This is a genomic window from Nocardioides sp. NPDC057577 (genome assembly GCF_042801335.1).
Taxonomy (GTDB): domain Bacteria; phylum Actinomycetota; class Actinomycetes; order Propionibacteriales; family Nocardioidaceae; genus Nocardioides.
In genome coordinates, this window is sequence record NZ_JBHVGB010000001.1 from 74,705 (window position 1) to 95,818 (window position 21,114).

Annotated in this window: 13 protein-coding genes; 4 read left to right on the forward strand and 9 right to left on the reverse strand. The window is 70.6% G+C overall.

The genetic code is table 11. The features are described 5' to 3' along the window. Positions 1–27: 27 nt before the first annotated feature. The 3 genes from ACFU7D_RS00370 to ACFU7D_RS00380 are packed head-to-tail and all read right to left on the reverse strand — an operon-like array spanning position 28 to position 6,314. Entirely contained in the window at positions 28–2,043 is a 2,016-nt protein-coding gene (locus ACFU7D_RS00370) for a hypothetical protein (protein ID WP_378861793.1), read from the reverse strand. Between the two features lie 18 nt (positions 2,044–2,061). Then, positions 2,062–3,465 (reverse strand): magnesium chelatase, encoded by a 1,404-nt coding sequence (locus tag ACFU7D_RS00375; protein WP_378861796.1) that lies wholly within the window; start codon positions 3,463–3,465, stop codon positions 2,062–2,064. Next, positions 3,462–6,314: a BTAD domain-containing putative transcriptional regulator gene (locus tag ACFU7D_RS00380; protein ID WP_378861799.1), complete on the reverse strand. Its 2,853-nt coding sequence runs from the start codon at positions 6,312–6,314 to the stop codon at positions 3,462–3,464. The genes ACFU7D_RS00375 and ACFU7D_RS00380 overlap by 4 nt, the downstream gene beginning before the upstream one ends. A gap of 113 nt (positions 6,315–6,427) precedes the next feature. Between ACFU7D_RS00380 and ACFU7D_RS00385 the strand changes: the two genes are divergently transcribed. Together ACFU7D_RS00385 and ACFU7D_RS00390 are read left to right on the forward strand one after the other, a co-directional pair. Continuing rightward, positions 6,428–6,853 (forward strand): YchJ family protein, encoded by a 426-nt coding sequence (locus ACFU7D_RS00385; RefSeq protein WP_378861802.1) that lies wholly within the window; start codon positions 6,428–6,430, stop codon positions 6,851–6,853. A 96-nt stretch (positions 6,854–6,949) separates the two neighbouring features. After that, positions 6,950–8,593 carry a sensor histidine kinase gene (locus tag ACFU7D_RS00390; protein WP_378861805.1) on the forward strand — a complete coding sequence of 548 codons (1,644 nt, stop codon included), beginning with the start codon at positions 6,950–6,952 and terminating at the stop codon, positions 8,591–8,593. Between the two features lie 3 nt (positions 8,594–8,596). Here the strand turns inward: ACFU7D_RS00390 and ACFU7D_RS00395 are convergent, their stop codons facing one another. Genes ACFU7D_RS00395 through ACFU7D_RS00410 form a run of 4 tightly spaced genes read right to left on the reverse strand, consistent with a single transcriptional unit; the run spans position 8,597 to position 15,164 of the window. Further along, positions 8,597–9,259 carry a response regulator transcription factor gene (locus ACFU7D_RS00395; RefSeq protein ID WP_091050516.1) on the reverse strand — a complete coding sequence of 221 codons (663 nt, stop codon included), beginning with the start codon at positions 9,257–9,259 and terminating at the stop codon, positions 8,597–8,599. Beyond that, a complete protein-coding gene (gene cydD, locus ACFU7D_RS00400; RefSeq protein ID WP_378861808.1) occupies positions 9,253–12,681 on the reverse strand; it encodes a thiol reductant ABC exporter subunit CydD in 3,429 nt (1,142 codons plus the stop codon). The genes ACFU7D_RS00395 and cydD overlap by 7 nt, the downstream gene beginning before the upstream one ends. 1 nt (position 12,682) lies before the next feature. After that, on the reverse strand, positions 12,683–13,684 hold the full coding sequence (gene cydB / locus ACFU7D_RS00405) for a cytochrome d ubiquinol oxidase subunit II (RefSeq protein WP_378861811.1): 1,002 nt from the start codon (positions 13,682–13,684) through the stop codon (positions 12,683–12,685). A gap of 10 nt (positions 13,685–13,694) precedes the next feature. Next, complete coding sequence (locus ACFU7D_RS00410) at positions 13,695–15,164, reverse strand: cytochrome ubiquinol oxidase subunit I (protein WP_378861813.1); 1,470 nt, start codon at positions 15,162–15,164, stop codon at positions 13,695–13,697. Positions 15,165–15,611: 447 nt separating this feature from the next. Between ACFU7D_RS00410 and ACFU7D_RS00415 the strand changes: the two genes are divergently transcribed. Further along, positions 15,612–18,176, forward strand: a complete 2,565-nt coding sequence (locus ACFU7D_RS00415; RefSeq protein WP_378861816.1) for a LuxR C-terminal-related transcriptional regulator — start codon at positions 15,612–15,614, stop codon at positions 18,174–18,176. Here the strand turns inward: ACFU7D_RS00415 and ACFU7D_RS00420 are convergent. After that, positions 18,137–18,493, reverse strand: coding sequence for a hypothetical protein (locus ACFU7D_RS00420; protein WP_378861819.1), 357 nt, complete (start codon positions 18,491–18,493; stop codon positions 18,137–18,139). The genes ACFU7D_RS00415 and ACFU7D_RS00420 overlap by 40 nt on opposite strands. 58 nt (positions 18,494–18,551) lie before the next feature. Further along, entirely contained in the window at positions 18,552–19,952 is a 1,401-nt protein-coding gene (locus tag ACFU7D_RS00425; RefSeq protein ID WP_378861822.1) for a cystathionine beta-synthase, read from the reverse strand. A gap of 87 nt (positions 19,953–20,039) precedes the next feature. On the opposite strand from ACFU7D_RS00425, the gene ACFU7D_RS00430 reads away from it, so the two are divergent. Then, entirely contained in the window at positions 20,040–21,059 is a 1,020-nt protein-coding gene (locus ACFU7D_RS00430) for an SGNH/GDSL hydrolase family protein (RefSeq protein WP_378861825.1), read from the forward strand. The last annotated feature ends 55 nt before the right edge of the window (positions 21,060–21,114 follow it).

Below are 21,114 nucleotides of genomic sequence, written 5' to 3' on the forward strand. Positions count from 1 at the left end.
GCCGGATGCTCACCGAGTTAACTCGGTTCAGCCGGCCCACCACCCACGGCCCCCGAACGCATCGGGATAGCCGCCGTAGGTGTTCGACGTACGCCGCGCAGTCCTGTCGCCGAGATAGGAGCCGACGACGGCGGCGCCGAGGTCGTCCAGCTCGGGCGCGACGACGCGGCCCTCGACGCGGCGGGCCATGGAGTCGATGAATCGGGCCAGACCGGGATCGTCACCGAGGCGGAAGAAGGTCGTCTGGGCGCCGAGGCGACGGGAGTTCTCCAGCTCTTCGACCGACCGCGCGATCGTCACCGGATGGGGCGGGTAGGAGAACCAGACGTCGCCGCCCGGCTCCAGGTGGGCGGTGGGCTCGCCGTCGGTCACGATCAGGAGCACCGGCTGGGCGCCGGGGTGCTTGCGGAAGTGCCGGTTGGCCAGCAGCAGCGCGTGGTGCAGGTTGGTGCCCTTGTCCCAGATCGCGTCGAGGGCGGTCAGCTTCTCGATCTCCATCGTCTGGGCATAGCGGCCGAACGAGATCAGCTGCAGGTCGTCATTGCGGAACCGGCTCTTGATCAGGGTGTGCAGGGCCAGCGCGGTCCGCTTCATCGGCACCCACCGGCCATCCATCGCCATCGAGAAGCTGGTGTCGACCAGAAGGGCGACCGCTGCCTGCGTACGCGCCTCCGTCTCCTGCACCTCGATGTCGTCGACGCTCAGGCGCACTCCGGGGCCACGCCGGCCCTCGCCGACCTCCCGGATGACGGCGTTCGTGATCGTGCGAGGTACGTCCCAGGGTTCGGTGTCGCCGAAGGCCCAGGGCCGTGAGGAGCCGGAGAGGTCACCCGCCGCACCGGCACGCTGCAGGTCGCGTTCGCCCTGCCGTCCGGAGAGCCGCTGGGCGACGTCTCGGAGCAGGGCCTTGCCGAGCTGGCGCATCGCCTTCGGGGTCAGCCGGAGGTCGCCGTCGGAGCCCCGCTCGAGCTGGCCGGAGTCGCGCAGCGCCTGCTCGAGCTCCTGCAGGGTGCGCGCGTCGACCGCGGCCTGGTCGCCGAGCTGGCGGGAGAGGGCGTCGAGGTCGATGTCATCGAGCCGCGAGCCGGCGTAGGACTGCTGGAGCTGCTCGGAGAGCTGGTCGAGCTCGGCGATGTCCTGCAGCACGCCGGTTCCGTCACCGAGTCCCAGGCCCTCGCCGCCGCCGAACTCCTCGGAGCCGTACCAGTCCTCGCCGGGCCGTGCTGCCTGCAGGTTGGCGTCGAGCTGGGCCATCTGCTCCATCAACGCCGGCGACCCGAACGCCTGCGCCGAGAGCTCCATCAGCTCGCGTCGCTGCTCGGCCGACATCGAGTTGAGCATCCGCTGGGCGGCCGCCGAGCGCTGCGCGAGGGTGTCGAGCAGCTCGTCGATGTTCTGCGGGTTCTCGGGGAAGTGCTGGCCGTGCTTGGCCATGAACTCCTCGAAGTCCTCCTGGGAGTCCTCACCGCGATTGTGCTTGTCGAGGAGCTCGTTGAGGTCCCGGAGCATCTCCGCGATCGCCTCGCGGTCCTCGTCCGTGGCCCCTTCGAGCGCCTGTTTCATCCCGGCGAACCGCTGGTCGAGGAGCTCGCGGCCGAGCAGGTCCTTGATCTCCTCGTAGGCCTCGCGGGCCTCGCGCGAGGTCCAGTCGTAGGAGGCGAGCTCGCTGACCGCGGCGGCGGTGTTCGGCGAGAGGTTGTCGATCTGCATCTCCCGGAAGGCGCGGTCGCCGTCGTCCATGGTGACGTCGCGGGCCAGCTGCTTGCGCTCCTCCAGGACCGCCCTGTCCAGCAGCTCCCGCACCTGCTCGAGGGTGCCGTCGAGGTTGTGCCGCTGCAGCAGTTCGCGGCGCCGCTCGGCGACCTGCCGGGCGAGGTCGTCGAGCCCGCGCTGGTCCTCTCCCCCGCGCCGCAGGAACTCCCGCATCGCCCGCTCGGGCGAGTAGCCCGACATCACGTCCTCGCCGATCGCGTCCAGCGCCTCGGCGATGTCGACCGGCGGCGCGAGCGGGTCACCCCCGGCGTACTTCTTGTAGCGGCTCATGGTGTGCCGCCGGCCGGATCAGCCATAGATCGTCTCGCCGCCCTCGGTGTCCTTGCCGATCTTCCTCGCCAGGAACAGGCCTTCCAGGGCGAGCTCGATGGCGCTGGCGAGCTGGCCGTCGTTCTTGGGACCGCCGGTGGCCGCGTAGACGCGGTCGCCGATCTGGTCGTAGAGGTCGGACTCGCCCAGGACCGGCAGGCCCTCCAGGAAGGCGCGGGCGGAGATCTTGGTGCCGGTGGTGACCATCCGGCCGTCCTCGATGGCGTCGATGAGGAGCGCGAAGTCGAGGCCCCGGAAGGACTTGCGGACGGTCTCGGCGATGGCCGTACGCAGCAGGTGGGTGAGGATCTCGGCCTCGCGGCCCTCCTCGCCGGACTCGAACTCGATCTTGCCGGAGAGCACTTCGACGGCCGTCTCCAGATCGACGAGACGAGCGACCGCATCGGGCTCCCCCGCCACGGTGGCACGGTGCAGCGCCGCGGCGGCGACGGTCTCCGCGCCCGCGATCGAGAAGCGTGCCGAGACCCCGGAACGCTGGTCCACCGCGGAGGAGGCACGCAGGTGGCGGGTGAAGACGGCGAGGATCTCGAGCAGGTGGTCGGGTACGTCGGCGACCAGGGCGGCCTCCTGCCGGATGACCGCCATCTCCGCGTCGAGCTCGCGCGGGTAGTGGGTGCGGATCTCGGCGCCGAAGCGGTCCTTCAGCGGGGTGATGATCCGGCCTCGGTTGGTGTAGTCCTCCGGGTTCGCCGAGGCCACCACCAGGAGATCCAGAGGCAGCCGCAGCACGTAGCCGCGGATCTGGATGTCGCGTTCCTCCATCACGTTGAGCATCGCGACCTGGATCCGCTCGGCCAGGTCGGGCAGCTCGTTGATCGCGACGATGCCGCGGTGGGAGCGCGGGATCAGGCCGAAGTGGATCGTCTCCGGGTCGCCGAGCGAGCGCCCCTCGGCGACCTTCATCGGGTCGACGTCGCCGATCAGGTCGGCGACGGAGGTGTCGGGGGTGGCCAGCTTCTCCGAGTAGCGCTCGGAGCGGTGCTTCCACGCGATCGGCAACGCCTCACCGGCGGTCGCGGCCAACCGCTGGGACCCCACGCTGACGGGCTCATAGGGGTGCTCGCCGAGCTCGGATCCCTCGATGACCGGGGTCCATTCGTCGAGCAGTCCCACCAACGTACGCAGCAGCCTGGTCTTTCCCTGACCACGCTCGCCCAGCAGGACGACGTCGTGGCCGGCGATCAGGGCACGCTCGAGCTGCGGGATGACGGTCTCTTCCAGCCCGTGCAGTCCGGGCCAGGGGTCCTCTCCGGCTGCCAGCTTCGCCAGCAGGTTGTCCCGGATCTCCTCGCGGAGCGACTTGAACACATGGCCGCTGGCGCGCAGCTGGCCGAGGGTGCTGATCGTGGGTGCGGCAGTCACGGACGCAACGCTACGCCGCTGCTCAACCCCTGGGCGGCCTCGGCGTCGACATCCCGATCCGCGGATGCGGCCGACCCGACGCTGGCGAGGAGATCCTCGACGCGCTCCCGGGTCAGCGCGGTGCGGTCCAGCTCCCCCACCTCGTCCAGGATCGCGACGACCTCGTGGAGCGTCGCCCGGGCCTGCGCGACGCGGTCGGTCTCGCGCTCGATCACGGCGCGGCGCACGAGGACGTTGGCCTCACCCCACCGGTTGCGCTCCTCGAGGCGGTGGGCCAGCTCCAGTCGCAGATGGGTCTCGGCCTCGGCGTGGCGCCGCAGGCCGATCAGCGCATCGACCAGGGTCATCCGCGGCGAGGCGGAGGAGTCGACGTCGACGGACGCGTAGCCGATCTCCTCCTCGACCAGCCGCACGGCGTCCTCGTAGCGCTCCATCCGGACGTAGACCTCGGCCAGCCCGATCAGGCTGGCGCGGGCACGGTCGTCCATCCCGGCCGCGTCCGCGACGGCGTACGCCTCCTCGAGGACCGCGACGGCCTCGTCGAGGGAGCCGATCATGCTCAGCGCCTGGCCGCAGTTGGACAGCGCCATCTCCAGACCGGCCGCGATCCCGGCCTCACGGAACACCTCGGCGGCGTCACGGAACTCCGAGATCGCCCGCGTCAGGTCACCGACCCGCGCCCGGCTGATCCCGAACTGGTTGCGGATGTAGGCCGCGTCGACGCGCTGACCGGCGCGGAGAGCGGCGTCGAGACCGAGCTCCTGAAGGGGGACGGTCTCGGCCGGCGGATGCCGCATCGAGAGGCTGAACATCTTGTTGACCAGCTGGTAGGCGGGACCCAGCAGCCCCGCGCGCACGGCGAGACGTACGGCGCTGCCCATGGTCAGCCACTCCCGGTCACCCCAGGCGCGGGCCTGCTGCGAGGTGGCGAAGCTCAGTGGCGTCACGCCGTCGACGACCGGGTCGAGGCTCATCAGCCGGAAGGACCGGCCGTCGGCCTCGGAAGCAGCGACCAGGGAGTGGGTGTACCAGCTCACCAACCGCAGCAGCGCCTCGCCGGACTCCTCCTCGGAGCCCATCTCCAGGGCGTAGTCGCGGATCAGGTCGTGGAGGACGAAGCGTCCGGGGCGGTGCTCGCGGACGAGGTTGGCGTCGACCAGCTTGTCGACCAGACGTCGGGCGGCGGCGATGTCGACGGCGAAGAGCGCCGCCATCGCGGGCATCCCGATCTCGTGGCCCGGGCGGAGGCCGAGGAGGCGGAAGGCACGCCGCGACTCCTCGTCGAGGGAGTCGTAGGACCAGGAGAAGACCGCGCGCAGGTCGGAGATGGGGTCGAGCGGTGCCTCCAGCGCCGCCAGCCTGCTGGTCTCGCCGTCGAGCTCGGCGACCAGGTCGGTCAGCGGGAGATCGGGGTAGCGGCTGCAGCGCTCGGCCGCGACGGCAAGAGCCAGCGGCAGGTGTCCGCACCTGTCCGCCAGGGCACGTACGTCCGCCTCGTCGGCCACCCGGTCGATGAGCCGTTGCTTCAGGAAGGCCGCCGACTCCCTCGGGGCGAGCGTGTCCAGCGCGAGCCGGCGGGCGCCTTCCCTGGTCGCCAGGCCACGCAGCTGGCTCCGGCTGGTCACCAGCACCAGCGAGTCACCACCCGGCAGCAGCGGTCGCACCTGGGTGGAGTCACGAGCGTTGTCGAGCATGAGCAGCATGCGCCGCTGCGCGAGGGTCGTACGCAGCAGGGCCGATGCCGCGTCCACCTCGGACGGCACCGAGGCGGCGTCGACGCCGAGACCGATGAGCAGGGTCGTGAGCGCCTGGGCGTGAGAGAGCGGCTCGCCCGGCCCGAATCCGCGCAGGTCGATGAAGAGCTGACCGTCGGGGAAGTGCTCGGTCCGGGCACGAGCCCAGTGCACCGCGAACGCGGTCTTCCCCACCGCACCGATGCCGTGCACGGCGACCACGCTCGGCCAGCCGGCGTCGTGGAAGATCGTCACCGCGTCGAGCAGGCGGAGCTCGGCCTCGCGACCGGAGAAGCTGGGGATGTCGGCCGGGAGCTGTCTCGGGACCATGTCCTCCTCCGAGACGCGCTGCGCGGGCACGGTCGCCTGCCCTGGGGAGACCTCGACGTCCGGGGCCGGCGAGGGGCCGGCCAGCAGCCGGGTGAACGTGGAGCGCAGCTCCGCGCCGGGGTCGGCGCCGAGCTCGTCGGCCAGCCGAGCCCGGACCTCCTCATAGGTCTCCAGCGCTTCGGCCGTACGCCCCGCGGCGTCCAGCGCGTCCAGCATCACGACCCACAGGGACTCGCGCAGCGGATGATCGCCGACCACCCGGCGGACCTCGGCGACCGCCTTCGCGGCCCGCCCGGCGGCGATGTCGAGCTCGGCGCGACGCTCCAGCGCGGCGAGGTAGCGGTCGACCAGCCACGGGCGGGTGCGTTCGGCCAGCGCCTCACCGGCGGGTTCGTCGAACGGCTCGGCGCGCCACAGCTCGATGGCCTCCTCGAGCCGGTCATAGGCCTGTGGTCCCTCGGCCGCGTCGAGCAGGTCGATGAACGCGAGCGCGTCCACCGAGGAGCGGGGCAGGTCGAGGATGTAACCGCCCGCGGCGCGGCGTACGACCTCCTTGCCGAGCACACGACGCAGCCGCCCGATGTAGGTGTGCAGGCTGCCACGCGGGTTGTCGGGAAGCTCCTCGCCCCAGATCCGGTCGGCGAGCAGGTCGGCGGAGACCGGGGTGCCGGCCTCCAGAGCCAGCAGCGCCAGGAGCGTGCGCGGGCGTCGCCCCGGGACCTCTACGGGCTCGCCTGCGCGCGTGACGACCAACGGGCCCAGCAGACAGATGCTCACATCCGTCACCGAAGCACCCCCGCCGTCCCGAGCCGTATGCGCTTGAGAGCCACCCCCACACCATAGTCGGGGCACTCCGGGCCCACGACGAGAATGCGTCCTTTCCGGTACACAATGGGCGCATGTCCCCCTTCGGCCGCACCGCCAACGGTTCGCCCCTGCCCCAGGAGTGCCCGTGCGGCAGTGGCCTGCGCTATGCGCTGTGCTGCCACCGGCTGCACCGTGGCGGTGCCCTGGCCGAGACGCCGGAGGAGCTGATGCGCAGCCGCTATGCGGCGTACGCCCTCGGGGACTGGGACTACATCTTCCGCACCTGGCATCCGGGGACCCGCCCCGACGATCTGGGCGTGGCCGCACCCGACGCGCGGCTGACCTGGACGGGGCTGGAGATCGAGGGCTCCGGGCTCGATGACGCCACCCACGGCTGGGTGGCTTTCCGGGCGTCCTACCAGGCGCCGTCGGGCGCCGGAGTGCTCGCCGAGCACAGCCGGTTCGAGGTGCGTGCCGGACGGTGGCTCTACGTTGATGGCGACATCGCGGATCAATGACCAAACGCAAGCATTCGCGTGAGTTTGAGGCTGACAGTGGAGAAACTGTTGCCGATATGTGGACGCGACCGGGTCCGGCACGACAGACTCTGACAAGTGACCACTGACGCGACCGAGGACCTGACCGGTCTCGAGCCATCGGCGCGCTCGCTCTTGGACGCGGTCATCGCGATGTCGAGCGAGCTCGACCTGAGCGCCATGCTCGAGAGGATCACCCGCTCCGCCTGCGAGCTGACCGGGGCGGGCTACGGCGCCCTCGGCGTCCTCGACCTCGACGGCGAGCTGCAGAACCTGATCACCTACGGCAACCAGCAGGAGCCGACGCTGCAGGTCGTCGGCAAGAGCCGCGGTCGCCGCGCCCGCCTCGACACGGACGGCGACAGCGATGCCGCCCTCGAAGCCGAAGCCGCCGGCGGGGACACCGTCCCGCGCGAACAGCTCCGGATGATCGCACCCCGCACCGACGACGGCGGTGGCAGCCACGCGCTGCGTACCGGCGACCCCGGCAAGCGCAAGTTCATCGAGGTGCCGCTGCGCATCGACGACCACGACTTCGGCCACCTGCTCCTGTCCGAGAAGGTCGGCGGTGCCGACTTCACCACCCACGACGAGCAGCTCGTCGTCGCTCTCGCCCGCGCCGCCGGCGCCCAGATCGACAAGGTGCGCGAGCTCGAGCTCAGCGAGCAGCGCCGCAAGTGGCTCGAGGCGAGCGCCGAGCTCAGCCGTGCCCTGACCCCGCCGCTGGACCACCTGGTCGCGCTCGAGCGGATGTGCGAGACCGCGCTTCCGCTGATGCGCGCGATCGGGGTCGGCGCCGGCACCCGCATCGAGCACGGTCTCGTCTCCGGTGTCGCTGCCGCGCCCGGTCAGGAGGAGCGGGTCCGGGCGGTGACCGAGAAGGTCCCGCTGCTGATCGACCGTCGCATCGTCGAGCCGCTCGACCTCGAGGTCGACGGGCTCCATGTCGTGGTCGCTCCGGTGCGCTCCTCGCTGGCCGGGCGCGGCGCCCTGCTGGCGATCTACGACAAGGCCTGTGCCGCTCACGACGAGCACGAGCGCGAGCTCTTCTTCGGCTTCGCCGGCCAGGCCGCCCTCGCCCTGGACCGCCTCCGCGCGGTCGAGGACCGGGCCGACCTCGCCGTCATCACCGACCGCGACCGGATCGCCCGCGACCTGCACGACGTGGTCATCCAGCGCCTCTTCGCGATCGGGCTCCAGCTCGAGACCCTGGGCCGCAACCCGCAGCGGGTCGAGGACCTGCCCAAGCGGCTCTCGGAGCAGGTCGACGCGCTGGACCAGACCATCAAGGACGTACGCGGCTCCATCTTCGACCTCAGCAACCACGACGCCTCCTCGCTGCGGGCCCAGGTGCGCGACGTCATCCGCGAGTACGCGGGCGTCATGGACTTCACCCCGGAGATCAAGATCACCGGGCCGGTCGACACCGCCGTGCCTGAGGCGGTCCGCAACCACCTGCTCCCGGTGCTGCGCGAGGCGGTCTCCAACCTCGCCCGGCACGCCCAGGCCCACAGCGCCCAGATCGAGCTCACCCTTCAGGACGACGAGATCAGGCTGGTCGTACGCGACGACGGCAGCGGCGTCCCCGACGAGGCCGAGGAGAGCGGGCTGAAGAACGCCCGCGTCCGCGCGGTCCAGCTCGGCGGTCAGCTCGAGATCGGGCCGTGCTCCCCCAGCGGGACCGAGCTGATCTGGCAGGTGCCGATCACCGCTGGGGTCTGAGGGTCAGTTGCCCTTGCGGGGGTGGAGGAGCTCCTTGGCCATCAGCGCCGCCTGCGTGCGCCGCTGCACACCGAGCTTGGCCAGGATGCTGGAGACGTAGTTCTTGACCGTCTTCTCGGCCAGGAACATCCGCCCGGCGATCTCCCGGTTGGTCAGGCCCTCGCCGATGAGCGCGAGCAGGCGCTTCTCCTGGGGCGTGAGCGCCTGCATCTGCGGCGACTCGCCATCGGGGTTGCGCATCTTCTCCATGACCTTCGCGGTCATCAGCGGGTCGAGCAGCGAGCCGCCGCCGGATACGGTGCGGATCGCCTCGACCAGGTCGTTGCCGCGGATGTCCTTGAGGACGTAGCCCTTCGCCCCGGCCATGATCGCCGAGAAGAGCGCCTCGTCGTCGTCATAGGAGGTCAGGATGAGCGCGAGCATCTCCGGGTAGGCCGCACGGACCTCACGGCACACCTCGATCCCCGAGCCGTCGGGCAGGCGAGCGTCGAGGACGCACACGTCCGGCCGGAGACGGTCGATGTCCTCGCGTGCCTGGGCGGTGGTGCCGCCCTGGCCGACGACCGCGATGTCGTCATGGCTGTCGAGCAGCGTCGTCAACCCTTGGCGCACGACCTCATGGTCGTCGAGCAGGTAGACCCGGATCGTCCTTGTCTCGGTCAACACCGTCTCACTTCCCCCATTCGTTGAAGGGAGACCACGGTATCGGTCAGCCCCAGTCCGGTCGATGTGTGAGTCATCCACAGTACGGCTTTCGTGCCGCCATGCGGACCAGGCTCCGCGCCTGGCTCTGGGCCGGGCTCTGGGCCAACTGTCGAGTCATCCTCCCGCGCGAGCACCTCACGCGCCAGCGACGCGGCGGTCGCGGTGTCCAGATGGGCCAAAGGTTCATCCAGAACCAGGACCTTGTGCCCTGCCAGCAGCGACCTCGCCACGGCGAGCCTGGCCCGTTCACCGCCAGAGACCTCGGCGGCGCCGTCGCCGAGCCTGGTCTTCAACCCCGCGGGAAGGGCATCGAGCCAGTCGCCGAGACGGGCGCGCCGGATCGCCTGCTCGACCTCGTCGTCGGTCGCTTCGGGCCGGGCCAGGCGCACGTTCTCGACGAGGCTGGAGGCGAACACGTGCGGGTCGTCGTCGACGAGACCGACGATCTTCCGTACGTCCTGAGGGTCCAGGTCGCGGGTGGACCGGCCGCCGAGCGTGATCGTGCCGGTGTCCGGGTCGAGGAAGCGCAGCAGCAGCGCGGCCAGGGTGCTCTTCCCGGAGCCTGAGGGGCCGACGATGCCGATCCGCGCGCCCGGCTCGACGTGCAGGTCGGGGATCTCGACGGCCGGGCCACCGCCGGGTTGGGCACCGCCGGGGTGGGCAGTGACATCGGTGATCGTGATCGTGGTGTCGTCGGCGGGCCGCTCCGGGTGCTCCGGGGCCTCGACCGCCGGCGGGCGGCTGGTGAGGTCGTCGAGACGGCGCTGCGCGGCACGGGTGCGGGCCCGGGCCGCGCCGGCGTCGGCGAGGGTCGCCGCGGGCTCGGCGAGCGCCAGCGGGACCAAGGTGAGCAGCGCGAGCATCGGACCGTCGCCGACGGTCGCGTAGGCAGCGGTCGCGGCGACCGCCCCGCCGGCGGTGACCAGCACGATGGCCTTGGCCAGCGAGGACGCCGCCGCCGCTGTCGTGGTCGCCCTGGTGGCAGTGCCGGCCAGGTCGTCGAGGGTCCGCAGCACGGGCTCACCGGCCTGCCACATCCGGCGCTCGGTCGCCGTCTGGGTCGCCTCGACCACCTGCTCGGACACCCTCGCCCGCACCGTGACCGAGACGTTCTCGGCACGTGCTGCACCTGCGTACGCAATCCCGAAGGCGGCGCCCGCCGCCAGCACCGTGGCCGTCGTGAAGGCCGCCGCGACCGGGTCGATGAGCATGGTCGCCAGGACCGCGAGGGCCGCCACGACGGCGTACTCCCGGATCGGCAGCCGCACGCGCAGCTCTTCGTCGAGCACCGCGTCGACATCGTCGACGACGCTGGCCAGGACGTCTCCGCGGCGACCGGGGAGCGCGCCGGGCACCAACGGCACCAGCGCGTCGTAGATCTCCACCCGTCGCCTGGCCAGCAGCCGCAGCGCACTGTCGTGCGACCACAACCGCTCCAGGTAACGCAGCACCGGCCGCGCGATCCCGAACGTACGCACCCCCACCATCGCCGCCACCAGCGTCATGATCACCGGGTGGTGGGAGGCCTTGATGATCAGCCATCCCGCCAGCGCCGTCAGCGCCACCCCCGACGCCCAGCTCAGCCCACCGACCACCGCCGACCCCCACAGCGCCACCCGCGCCGAATCCTCACTTTTGGCAGCCGAATCGGTAGTTGTGGCGGCCGAATCGGTAGTTGTGGGGAACGAAACTCCACTTTCGTTCGCCACAACTGCGGTCTCGGCAGCCACTTCTACGGTCTCGCTCACCAAAGGTGCAGTTTCGGCCGCCACTTCTGCGGTTTCGGCGGGGAGGGTGATGACCTGGTCGGCGATGTCGATGAGGGCCGGGCGGTGGGCTACGAGGACGACGGCGCGGTCGCGGGCGAGGTCGGTGACGGTGTCGGCGATGATCCGTTCGGTGTCGGGGTCGAGATGGGCGGTGGGCTCGTCGAGGAGGACCCAGGAACGATCGGAGAGTACGACGCGGGCCAGCGCCAGCCGGGCTCGCTCACCGGCCGAGAGCGAGCGGCCGTCCTCGGCGAGGTCAGCACCGAGACCACCGGAAAGCTCGGCGATCCGGTCGGCGAGCGCGACCCTCTTCAACACCTGCCACAGGTCGCTCTCGGTCGCCCCCGGCGACCCCAGACGCAGGTTGTCGGCGATGGTCCCGCTGACGAAGACCGGGCGCTGGGGCAGATACGCGAACCGTCGCCGCCACTCCTCGCCCGCGGCCGGGGTCTGGCCGTCGAGCTCGACGGCACCGTCGTACGTCTCCTGCAGCCCCGCGATCGTCGCCAGCAACGTGGACTTCCCACAACCGCTCGGGCCGACGATCGCGGTGATCCCCCGGTCGGGGACCGTCGCGGAGACCGGCGCCAGAGCGGGCCGCTCGCGGTCCGGGTAGGTCAGTCCCACCTCGTCGAGAGACATGCCGAGGCGTCGCTCCCGTCGGTCGAGATGGCAGTCGGCGACGTCTCGCGAGGAGAGGTCTGCGGTGGCCTCGAGGGTGGCGGTGCCCTCGGCGGCCGCATGGAACTCGGTGCCGACGCGACGCAGCGGCCAGTAGGCCTCGGGGGCCAGCAGCAGGACCACGAGCGCCGTCTGCAGGTCGACCGCGCCGGCGGCGAGCCGTACGCCGATGATCACCGCCACCAGGGCGACGGAGATGGTGGCGACGAGCTCGAGCACGGCCGAGGAGGCGAACGCGATCTTCAGGGTCTCGAGGGTGCGGCGGCGGTAGCTGTCGGTGATCTTGGCGATCACACGCGACTGGGCCGTGGCGCGGCCGAAGGCGACCAGGGTCGGCAGGCCCTTCATCACGTCGAGGAAGTGACCGGCCAGGGCCGACATCGCTCGCCACTGGCCGGCCGCCTGGTCACGCGTGGCCAGGCCGACCAGCACCCCGAAGATCGGGATCAGCGGCAGCGTGAGCCCCACGATGAGACCGCTGAGCGGGTCGGTCCAGGCGATCACCGCGAGCACCATGACGGGCAGCACGCACGCCAGCACCAGCGCAGGCACGTAGCGCGTCAGGTACGGCTCGGCCGCTGAGACCCCGCGCGTGGCCAGCGCCGAGAGCGAGCCCGAGCTCCCCGACCGGCCGCGCAGGATCGCGCCGACCACCCGACGCCGCAGGTCCGCGCCCACGACACCGGCGGAACGGGCACCGGCCACGTCGGAGACGACCCCGACGACGGCCCGCCCGGCGAAGACGGCCACGACCGCCAGCGCCCAGCCGCTCACCGACCCCGTGCCACGGATCGCGGAGATGAGCAGTCCGGTGACGGCGTACGTCTGGACGATCAGCAGCACCGCCCCCAGCATCCCCGCCGCAACCACCACGGCCAGCGGCCGGCGGGCGACGGTCAGCTGGGCGCGAAGGCGAGGGTCGTTCGGACGCATGTCAATGAGCGGCGGGGATGTGATGGATCGAGATCCGCTTGCGGAAGATCCAGTACGTCCAGGCCTGGTAGCCCACCACGATCGGCGTGAACACCGCCGCGACGATGGTCATCAGCTTCAGCGTGTAGGGCGTCGCCGCGGCGTTCGTGGTGGTCAGCGAGTTCGCGACGTCGGTGCTCGAGGGCATCACGTCGGGGAAGAGCCCCACGAAGAGCCCGGCCACGGCCAGCCCGATCGCGACGAAGGTGCCGGCGAAGGCGAACCCCTCCCGACCGACGTACGCAGCCGCCAGCCCACCCACGAGCGCCAGAGCGGCCAGGACGAAGATCACCGCGGTCGCGACATTGCCGGTGAGCACCTGCGTCCAGATCAGGAACACGACGGCGAGCACGGCCGCGACGACCCCTGCCTTGAGCGCCAGCGCGCGAGCCCGGCCGCGGATCTCGCCGTCGGTCTTGAGCGCGATGAACATCGCCCCGTGGGTCACGAACAACGAGAGCGTGACGAGTCCACCGAGGAGACCGTAGGGGTTGAGCAGGGTCAGCACTGTGCCGGTGAACTCGAAGTCGGCGTCGATCGGCACGCCGCGCACGATGTTGGCGAAGGCCACGCCCCACAGGAACGCCGGGACGTAGGACCCGAAGATCACCGCGCGGTCCCACCACCCGGCCCAGGTGACCGAGGGCCGCTGGTGGCGATACTCGAAAGCGACGCCACGCACGATCAGCGCGATCAGGATGAGGAACAGCGGCAGGTAGAAGCCGGAGAACAGCGTGGCGTACCACTCCGGGAACGCCGCGAACGTCGCCCCTCCGGCGGTCAGCAGCCAGACCTCGTTGCCGTCCCAGACCGGCCCGATCGTGTTGATCATGACGCGCCGCTCGCGGTCGTCGCGGGCCAGCACCGGAAGCAGCATGCCGACGCCGAAGTCGAAGCCCTCGAGGACGAAGTAGCCGATCCACAGCACCGCGATGAGGCAGAACCAGATTGTCGTGAGTTCCATCGCAGGCTCCTCAGTACGCGAAGTTCATCGGCTCGTCGGCATCCGAGTCGGAGCCGCGCAGGGAGGGGTCGGGTGGCTCGACGAACGGGTCGGGACCCTTCTTCACATACTTGATGAGCAGCCCGACCTCGACGACCGCGAGCACGGCGTAGAGCAGCGTGAACCCGATCAGCGACATCCACACCTCCCAGGGCTCGACGCCCGGCGAGACCCCGTTGGCGGTGGTCAGAACCCCGAAGACCACCCACGGCTGACGCCCCATCTCGGTGAAGATCCAGCCCATCGAGTTGCCCAGCAGCACCATCACCGGCGCGGAGATCGCCAGGGCAGGCAGGACGCGTCCGACCAGCCCCGAAGGCGTACGCCCCCGGCGGGTCAGCCACAGGACCGCGAAGCCGACGAGACTGCCGACCACGCCGAGCCCCATCATCCAGCGGAAGGTCCAGTAGGTGACCGGGATGTTGGGGGTGTAGTCGCCCGGCGAGTAGTAGGTCGCACCCGGCGTCGAGCCGTACGTCTCCCGGTACTTCTCCTGCAGGTCGTAGATGCCCTCGACCTTGCCGTCGAAGGTGCCGGTGCCGAGGAAGGAGAGCACGCAGGGCACCTCGAGCGCCCACTTCTCGTGCTTCCCGTCGCGGGTGCCGATGGTCAGGATCGAGAACGGCGCACACGAGTCCGAGGTCTCCCACAGCGCCTCCGCAGCCGCCATCTTCATAGGCTGCACCTCGGTCATGATCTTGCCCTGGATGTCACCCGAGACCGCCACGCCGATCCCCGAGATGGCCATCACCCACGCAGCGAGCACCATCCCGCGGCGATACATCGGACGCTCGGCGTTGTCCTTCCCCGGCCGGCGCAGGTAGAGCCAACCCAGGATGCCGAGCATGAACGCGGCCGAGGTCAGGTACGCCGCGAGGATGACGTGCGGGAACGTGCCCAGCTGCACCTTGTTGAACATCACCGCCCAGAAGTCGGTGAGCTCGGCGCGGCCGGTGACCTCGTTGAACTTGTACCCGACCGGGTGCTGCATCCAGGAGTTGGCCGCCAGGATGAACCACGACGACGCCAGGGTGCCGAGGTGCACGATCCACATGCACGCGTTGTGCAGCGCCCGCGGCAGCTTGTCCCAGCCGAAGATCCACAGGCCGAGGAAGGTCGACTCCAGGAAGAACGCGAGCAGCGCCTCGATCGCCAGCGGAGCACCGAAGACGTCTCCGACGAAGCGGGAGTAGTCCGACCAGGTCATCCCGAACTGGAACTCCTGCACGATCCCGGTGACCACACCGAGCGCGAAGTTGATCAGGAAGAGCTTCGCGAAGAACTTCGTCAGCCGAAGCCACTCAGGGTTCTTCGTACGCAGCCAGATCGTCTCCAGCACGGCGACGAGCATGGTGAGTCCCACCGTGAGCGGGACGAACAGGAAGTGGTAGACGGTCACGATGCCGAACTGCCACCTGGCTAACTCCAGGACGCTGTCCACGTCAGTCACTATGTCACTGCTGTCCCACGCACCTCAGCACCCCCTCCGATGGGGGTCATTTCTTGTGAGCCACCGCACCTCGGTCGGGTAGCAGACACAAAGAAACCCGGCCGCCCTGGGCTCGAGGTCACGACCGCGGGGGGATGATCGCGACCTCGAGTCCGGGACGGCCGGGCTCTGTGGTCTTCGTGTCACCAGGACCGCAACAGATGGGGGAGCTGATGCGGCGACCTGGTGTCACTCAGTGGTGCTGCACAGGCCAAGGTGTACCTCAGCCCGTGAGATCACTATCTCATCATCCAGGGCCAGACGTTGCGGTCTCAGGCGGACTGTTTACGTACTGTAAACAGGTAACCTGCGTATCAGTAGACCGAATACGCGGGCGATACAGCGTCCCCACAGAAAATCAGGTATGCATTTGGATGTACCTTGAGGTAGGGGGTGAGCATGCCGGATCGCGAAGGTGTCCTCGCGCGGGTCGTCGACGAGGTCATCGACTACGTCGGCGCAGGCCTGAGCGTCCATCTGGTCGGCCCCCGCGGATCCGGACGCAGCGAGCTCTGCTCCCTGGTCGCCAACCGGCTCGAGGACGAGGGCCGATCCGTGCTCCAGATCAGCGGCCACCGCGCCTGGCAGAACGAGCCGTTCGCCGCGCTGACCGCGGCCGGCATCGGCAGCGCGACCCCCACCGGCCCCCGCCGCACCGTCGGCGAGATGACCACGGCGCTGACCAAACAGCTCGGCAACGGCACCGTGCTCGTGGTCGATGACGCCGACGCGCTCGACACCTACTCGGTCGGCGCCCTGCGCAACATCCACCGCCAGCGACGACTCCTGGCCGTGACCAGCAGCCGCCATCAGCATCCCGTCGCCGAGAACACGCTGATGCTCGGCATCGCCCCGTCGGTCCAGGTGCGCTCCCCCGCGCTCGAGGTCGACGAGGTGCACGAAGTGTGCCGGGAGATCCTCGGCGGCCCGGTGGAGGCCGGGTCCCTGGCCCGGATCGCGATGGCGACCGGCGGCCTGCTCGGCCTGGTCCGGGCCATCGCCACCGTCGGGCCGCGGGCAGGAGTGCTGGAGCAGCTGGACGGGCTGTGGCGGCTGCCGCGGCGTACGGGCTGGGCTCCGGAGCTGGCCTCGGCCGTCGAACCGCTCGTCGCCGGGCTCGACCAGGACGCCTGGGACGGCGCCACCGCGCTCGCGGTGACGGGTCCGGTGCCGCTGGACGAGGCCGAGAAGATGCTCGAGCGCAACGTCCTCGACGCGCTCTTCGCCCACGGCCTGGCACGGCACAGCGAGGACGGCCCGGGCAGCGGGGTCGTGGGCCTCTACCCGCCGCTCATCGGCGACTACCTGATCACCGAGGGCTCCGCGTTCGGGCTGGTGATCGCCCGCAACCACCTCGCCGCCGAGCAACCGCTCCTCGACTACGCCACCCACCGGCCCCGCGGCGCCGACGCCGCCGTGCTCCACCAGCGCTCGCTGCGCCAGATGGCCGACGAGGTGACCCGCGCACGCCGGTCCTGGACCGAGATGCCCTCGGCGGAGACGGCGCTGCCGCTGCTGGTCGCACTCCGCAACACGGCCGCGCCCAGGGACCAGATCGAGGAGGTCGAGCGGCGCACGCCGCTGACCGACACCCAGGAGTCGGCCTGGATGCTGGCCTGGTTCGCCACCTGGAAGGCGGTCGAGCTGGGCGACCTGAACGCCGCCAAGGGGGTGCTCGACGACGGGCTGAAGCGGCTGCCCACCTTCGCCGCGACGCTCGAGGCCTCCCGCGCCCATCTGCAGTTCCAGACGGAGTACGTCCCCGAGGTACCCACGGTCGAGCCCGACCCGCGCGACACGGTCGGTCCCGAGATGCTCGGCGTCGTCGCCGCCGAGCGCCTCCTCTCCGCCGGGATGGTCGAGCAGGCACGCAACCTGCTGGAGAGCCAGCACCCACAGAACCCGCAGCCCGCAGGGCTGCATGCCTTCCTCATCGGCCTCGCCGACATGCTCGGTGGCGACCTGGAACGCGGCATCGACTTCGCCCGCGACCAGCTCGAGGCCGCCAACCAGAGCTCCAGCGCCATGCTCATCCAGGCGCACGCCTACCTCTGCGTACTCGGTCTGAGCATCGCCGGCCGGCTGACCGAGGCCAGCCAGGCCGCGTTCCAGAGCCTCTCCTCCTCGAGCGTCGCTGCCTACCGCGACGTCGCCCACACCGGCATCCTGACCCTCGGCGCCGAGATCGCGATGGCGCAGGGCCGCCCCGAGTACGCCCGCAGCCTCGCCTCCCAGATCGGTGGCGCGAAGGTCGCCTTCGGTCCCTGGCCGGGGATGGTGGCCAGCATCATGGCACCGACCAGCGGCCGGATGCCGAGCCTCAAGGAGCTGTGCGAGCTCGTCGGCCAGAGACTCGACGCCGGCTACATCACCGGGGGCATCTTCCTCGCCGTCGAGGCGGTCGAGCGCGGTGCCAACGAGAACAAGCACATCACCCGGGCCGCCAGCCTCGCGGCCGGCACCGAGAGCCCGCTGCTGCAGGGCATGGGGGCGTACGCCGCGACCACCGCGGCCGGCGACATCGACGGCCTCCGCGAGGCGATCGTGAAGCTCGCCGATGCCGGCGCCCTCGTGTTCGTGACCAGAGCCGCGATCTCCCTGGCGATCCTGCAGCGCGAGGCCGGCGACCTGGCCGGCGCCGCCGAGACTCTCGACATCGCGTGGGAGCGTTCCGAGATCTCCGGCAGCCGAGCCGGCATGTTCCGTCGCGCGGCGACCCATATCGGGCTCTCCGGGCGGGAGAGCGAGGTGCTCCGGCTGCTGCCCGAGGGCCCCACCACCGCCTCCCTGGCCGCAGACCTCGAGATGAGCACCCGCACCGTGGAGACGCATCTGCACAACATCAGCCGCAAGACCGGGGTCTCCGGTCGTGAGGACCTCGCCCGGGTGGCCGACACCTGGCTACGACCGGCGCCGAACGGCGACTACTCAGCCGGCGACAGGCACTTCACCAGCGGCTCGTAGAGCTCCTTGCTGGCCTTCTGGTCCGCCTTCGAGAGATCCTCCGGGCTGATCGTGGAGACGTCCTCGGCCTCGACCAGAAGGCGTACCGCCTCGTCGGAGAGGTCCGAGTCGTAGTAGGTCTTCGCCAGGCACGTGGCCTGCTTCTCGGTGACCTGGTCGCCGCTGCTCTGGGTGATCTGTCCCTGGATGTCCTCGACGCTGGGCCGGTCGCCGCCCCCGCTGCCGCCGTCGCCGCCCCCGCATGCGGTGAGCGTGAACAGCGTGATCAGAGAGGCCGCGGCAATGGCCGACCGGCGCGTGCGGGGGTACGCGATCATGACGACGAATCATGACGTACGCCACCCTCCCCCGCTAGGGGGGAGGGTATCCGCGGCCTCAGGAGCTGGTCAGGAAGAAGAGCAGGTCCTGGCGGGTCAGGACACCGACGGGCTTGCCGTCCTCGTGCACCAGCAGCGCATCGGAGGAGCCCAGCGTGTGGGCGGCGTCGTGCGCGTCGGCGCCGGAGCCGATCGAGGGCAGCGGCGGGGACATGTGCTCCTCGACGGGGTCGGTCAGCTTGGCCTTGCCGGTGAACAGTGCCTCCAGCAGGGTCCGCTCCGAGACCGAGCCCGCGACCTCGGCGGCCACGATCGGCGGCTCGGCGCGGACGACGGGCATCTGCGAGACGCCGTACTCCTGCAGGATGTGCACCGCCTCGGCGATCGTCTCGCCGGGGTGGGTGTGGACCAGGTCGGGCAGCCGCCCGGACTTACCGCGCAGCACGTCGCCGACGGTCTGCTTGCCCGCCTCACCGGTCGCGAAGCCGTACTGCGCCAGCCACTCGTCGTTGAACACCTTGGTCAGGTAGCCGCGCCCGGAGTCGGGCAGCAGCACGACGATCACGGCGTTCTCGCCCTCCGGCGTGCCGGCCAGCTCCTCGGCGAGCTGCTTGGCGGCGTAGGCAGCCATGCCGGCGCTGCCGCCGACCAGCATCTGCTCCTCGCGGGCGAGCCTGCGGGTGTAGGCGAAGGAGTCGGCATCGGAGACCTCGATGATCCGGTCGGCGACATCGCGGTCGTACGTCTCCGGCCAGAAGTCCTCACCGACGCCCTCGACCAGATAGGGCCGACCGCTGCCGCCGGAGTAGACGCTCCCGGCGGGGTCGGCGCCGATCACCTGGACGTCAGGGTTCTGCTCCTTGAGGTAGCGGCCGATCCCGGAGATCGTGCCGCCGGTGCCGACGCCGGCCACGAAGTGGGTGATCTTCCCCTCGGTCTGGCGCCAGATCTCGGGGCCGGTCTCCTCGTAGTGGGAGCGCGGGTTGTTGGGGTTGGCGTACTGGTTCGGCTTCCAGGCGCCGGGCTGCGAAGCGAGCCGGTCGGAGACGTTGTAGTAGGAGTCGGGGTGCTCCGGCGGCACCGCGGTGGGCGCGACGACGACCTCGGCGCCGTAGGCCTTGAGCACGTTGCGCTTGTCCTCGCTGACCTTGTCAGGGCAGACGAAGATGCACTTGTAGCCCTTCTGCTGGGCGACCATCGCCAGGCCGACACCGGTGTTGCCGGAGGTGGGCTCGACGATCGTCCCGCCGGGCTTCAGCTCACCGGAGGCCTCGGCCGCCTCGATCATCCGGGTGGCGATGCGGTCCTTCACCGAACCGCCCGGGTTCAGGTATTCCACCTTGGCCAGAACCAGCGGTCCGGCACCGGGTTTCAGAGCCCCGGCGCCGTCCAGTGCACGCCCCAGCCGCACGAGCGGAGTGTTGCCGATAAGGTCGAGAAGCGAGTCCACGTACTCCATGCCGACAGCGTATGTCCACTAGGTGAGATCCCCTATATCCCGATACTGAGTGCCCGGTAGTGGGGCAAAGACTTTAGAGTGGTCCCCGTGGCGAAGAAGAGTCTGGCTCGCAAGACCGCGTACGCCGGCGGTGGAGTTCTGGCCGCGACGGCCGCGTTCGCCGGGGTCCTCGTCGCGGAAGCGGCGCTTGCCGTCAGGGCGACGCACCAGGTCAAGATGCCGGTGGCCCCCTCCCCGACCGGGTGGTACGGAGCGCGGCATCCGGGACGTCCCCTCAGCATCGCGCTGCTCGGGGACTCGAGCGCCGCGGGCTATGGGATGACCGAGGTCGAGGACACGCCCGGCGCCGTCCTCGCCTCCGGGGTCTCCGAGAAGGCGCACCGGCCGGTGCGTCTGCACGACCTCTCCGAGATCGGCGCCAAGTCCTCCGACCTGCACCCGCAGGTCGAGAAGGCGATCGCCGCCGACGCCGACATCGCGGTCATCCTGGTCGGCTCCAACGACGTGATCCGCCGGGTGCGCCCGCGGGTCGCGGTGAGCCACCTCGCCCAGGCCGTCATCCGGCTCCAGGAAGCCGGGGTGCCGGTGCTCGTCGGCACCGTTCCCGACCTCAGCACCGCCACCCCGATCCTGCCGCCGCTGCGGTCGATCATGCGGGCCTGGTCGATCCGTATCGCCGCCGGGCAGATCTTCCACGTCATCCGCGCCGGTGGCCACACCGTGTCACTGGGTGACGTCCTCGGTCCGGCCTTCAAGGCCACCCCGGCCTTCTGGTTCGGCGCCGACCAGTTCCACCCCTCCGCCGCCGGCTACCACGCCCTCGGCGAGGTGCTGGTGCCGCCGACGCTCTCGGTGCTCGGCCTCGTCGGCGACGAGAACGCCATCCTGGAGACCTACAACGGCAAGCAGGTCATGCCGCTGGCGGCAGCCTCGCTCCGCGCCGTCATCCGGCCTGGAACCGAGATCGACCCCGCCCCGCGCCCCCGTGGCCGCGTCGGCCGCAACTGGGCCCGCGCCCGTTCCTTCGAGAACGAGCAGCGCGAGCCTCGCCGGGGCGAGCGCCCCGCCGAGACTCCCCCGCTCGCGGAGCCGCATCACGCCGGTTAGGCACCGCGGTTCGACCAGCGAAATCAGGACCGCCCCGCTCCAGTCAGAGCGGGGC

Bases quoted from the DNA above. Each gene is read 5' to 3' on its own strand.
- ACFU7D_RS00370 (WP_378861793.1), bottom strand. From the start codon at position 2,043: ATGAGCCGCTACAAGAAGTACGCCGGGGGTGACCCGCTCGCGCCGCCG.
- ACFU7D_RS00425 (WP_378861822.1), bottom strand. From the start codon at position 19,952: ATGGAGTACGTGGACTCGCTTCTCGACCTTATCGGCAACACTCCGCTC.
- ACFU7D_RS00415 (WP_378861816.1), top strand. From the start codon at position 15,612: ATGCCGGATCGCGAAGGTGTCCTCGCGCGGGTCGTCGACGAGGTCATC.
- ACFU7D_RS00420 (WP_378861819.1), bottom strand. From the start codon at position 18,493: ATGATCGCGTACCCCCGCACGCGCCGGTCGGCCATTGCCGCGGCCTCT.
- cydD (WP_378861808.1), bottom strand. From the start codon at position 12,681: ATGCGTCCGAACGACCCTCGCCTTCGCGCCCAGCTGACCGTCGCCCGC.
- ACFU7D_RS00385 (WP_378861802.1), top strand. From the start codon at position 6,428: ATGTCCCCCTTCGGCCGCACCGCCAACGGTTCGCCCCTGCCCCAGGAG.
- cydB (WP_378861811.1), bottom strand. From the start codon at position 13,684: ATGGAACTCACGACAATCTGGTTCTGCCTCATCGCGGTGCTGTGGATC.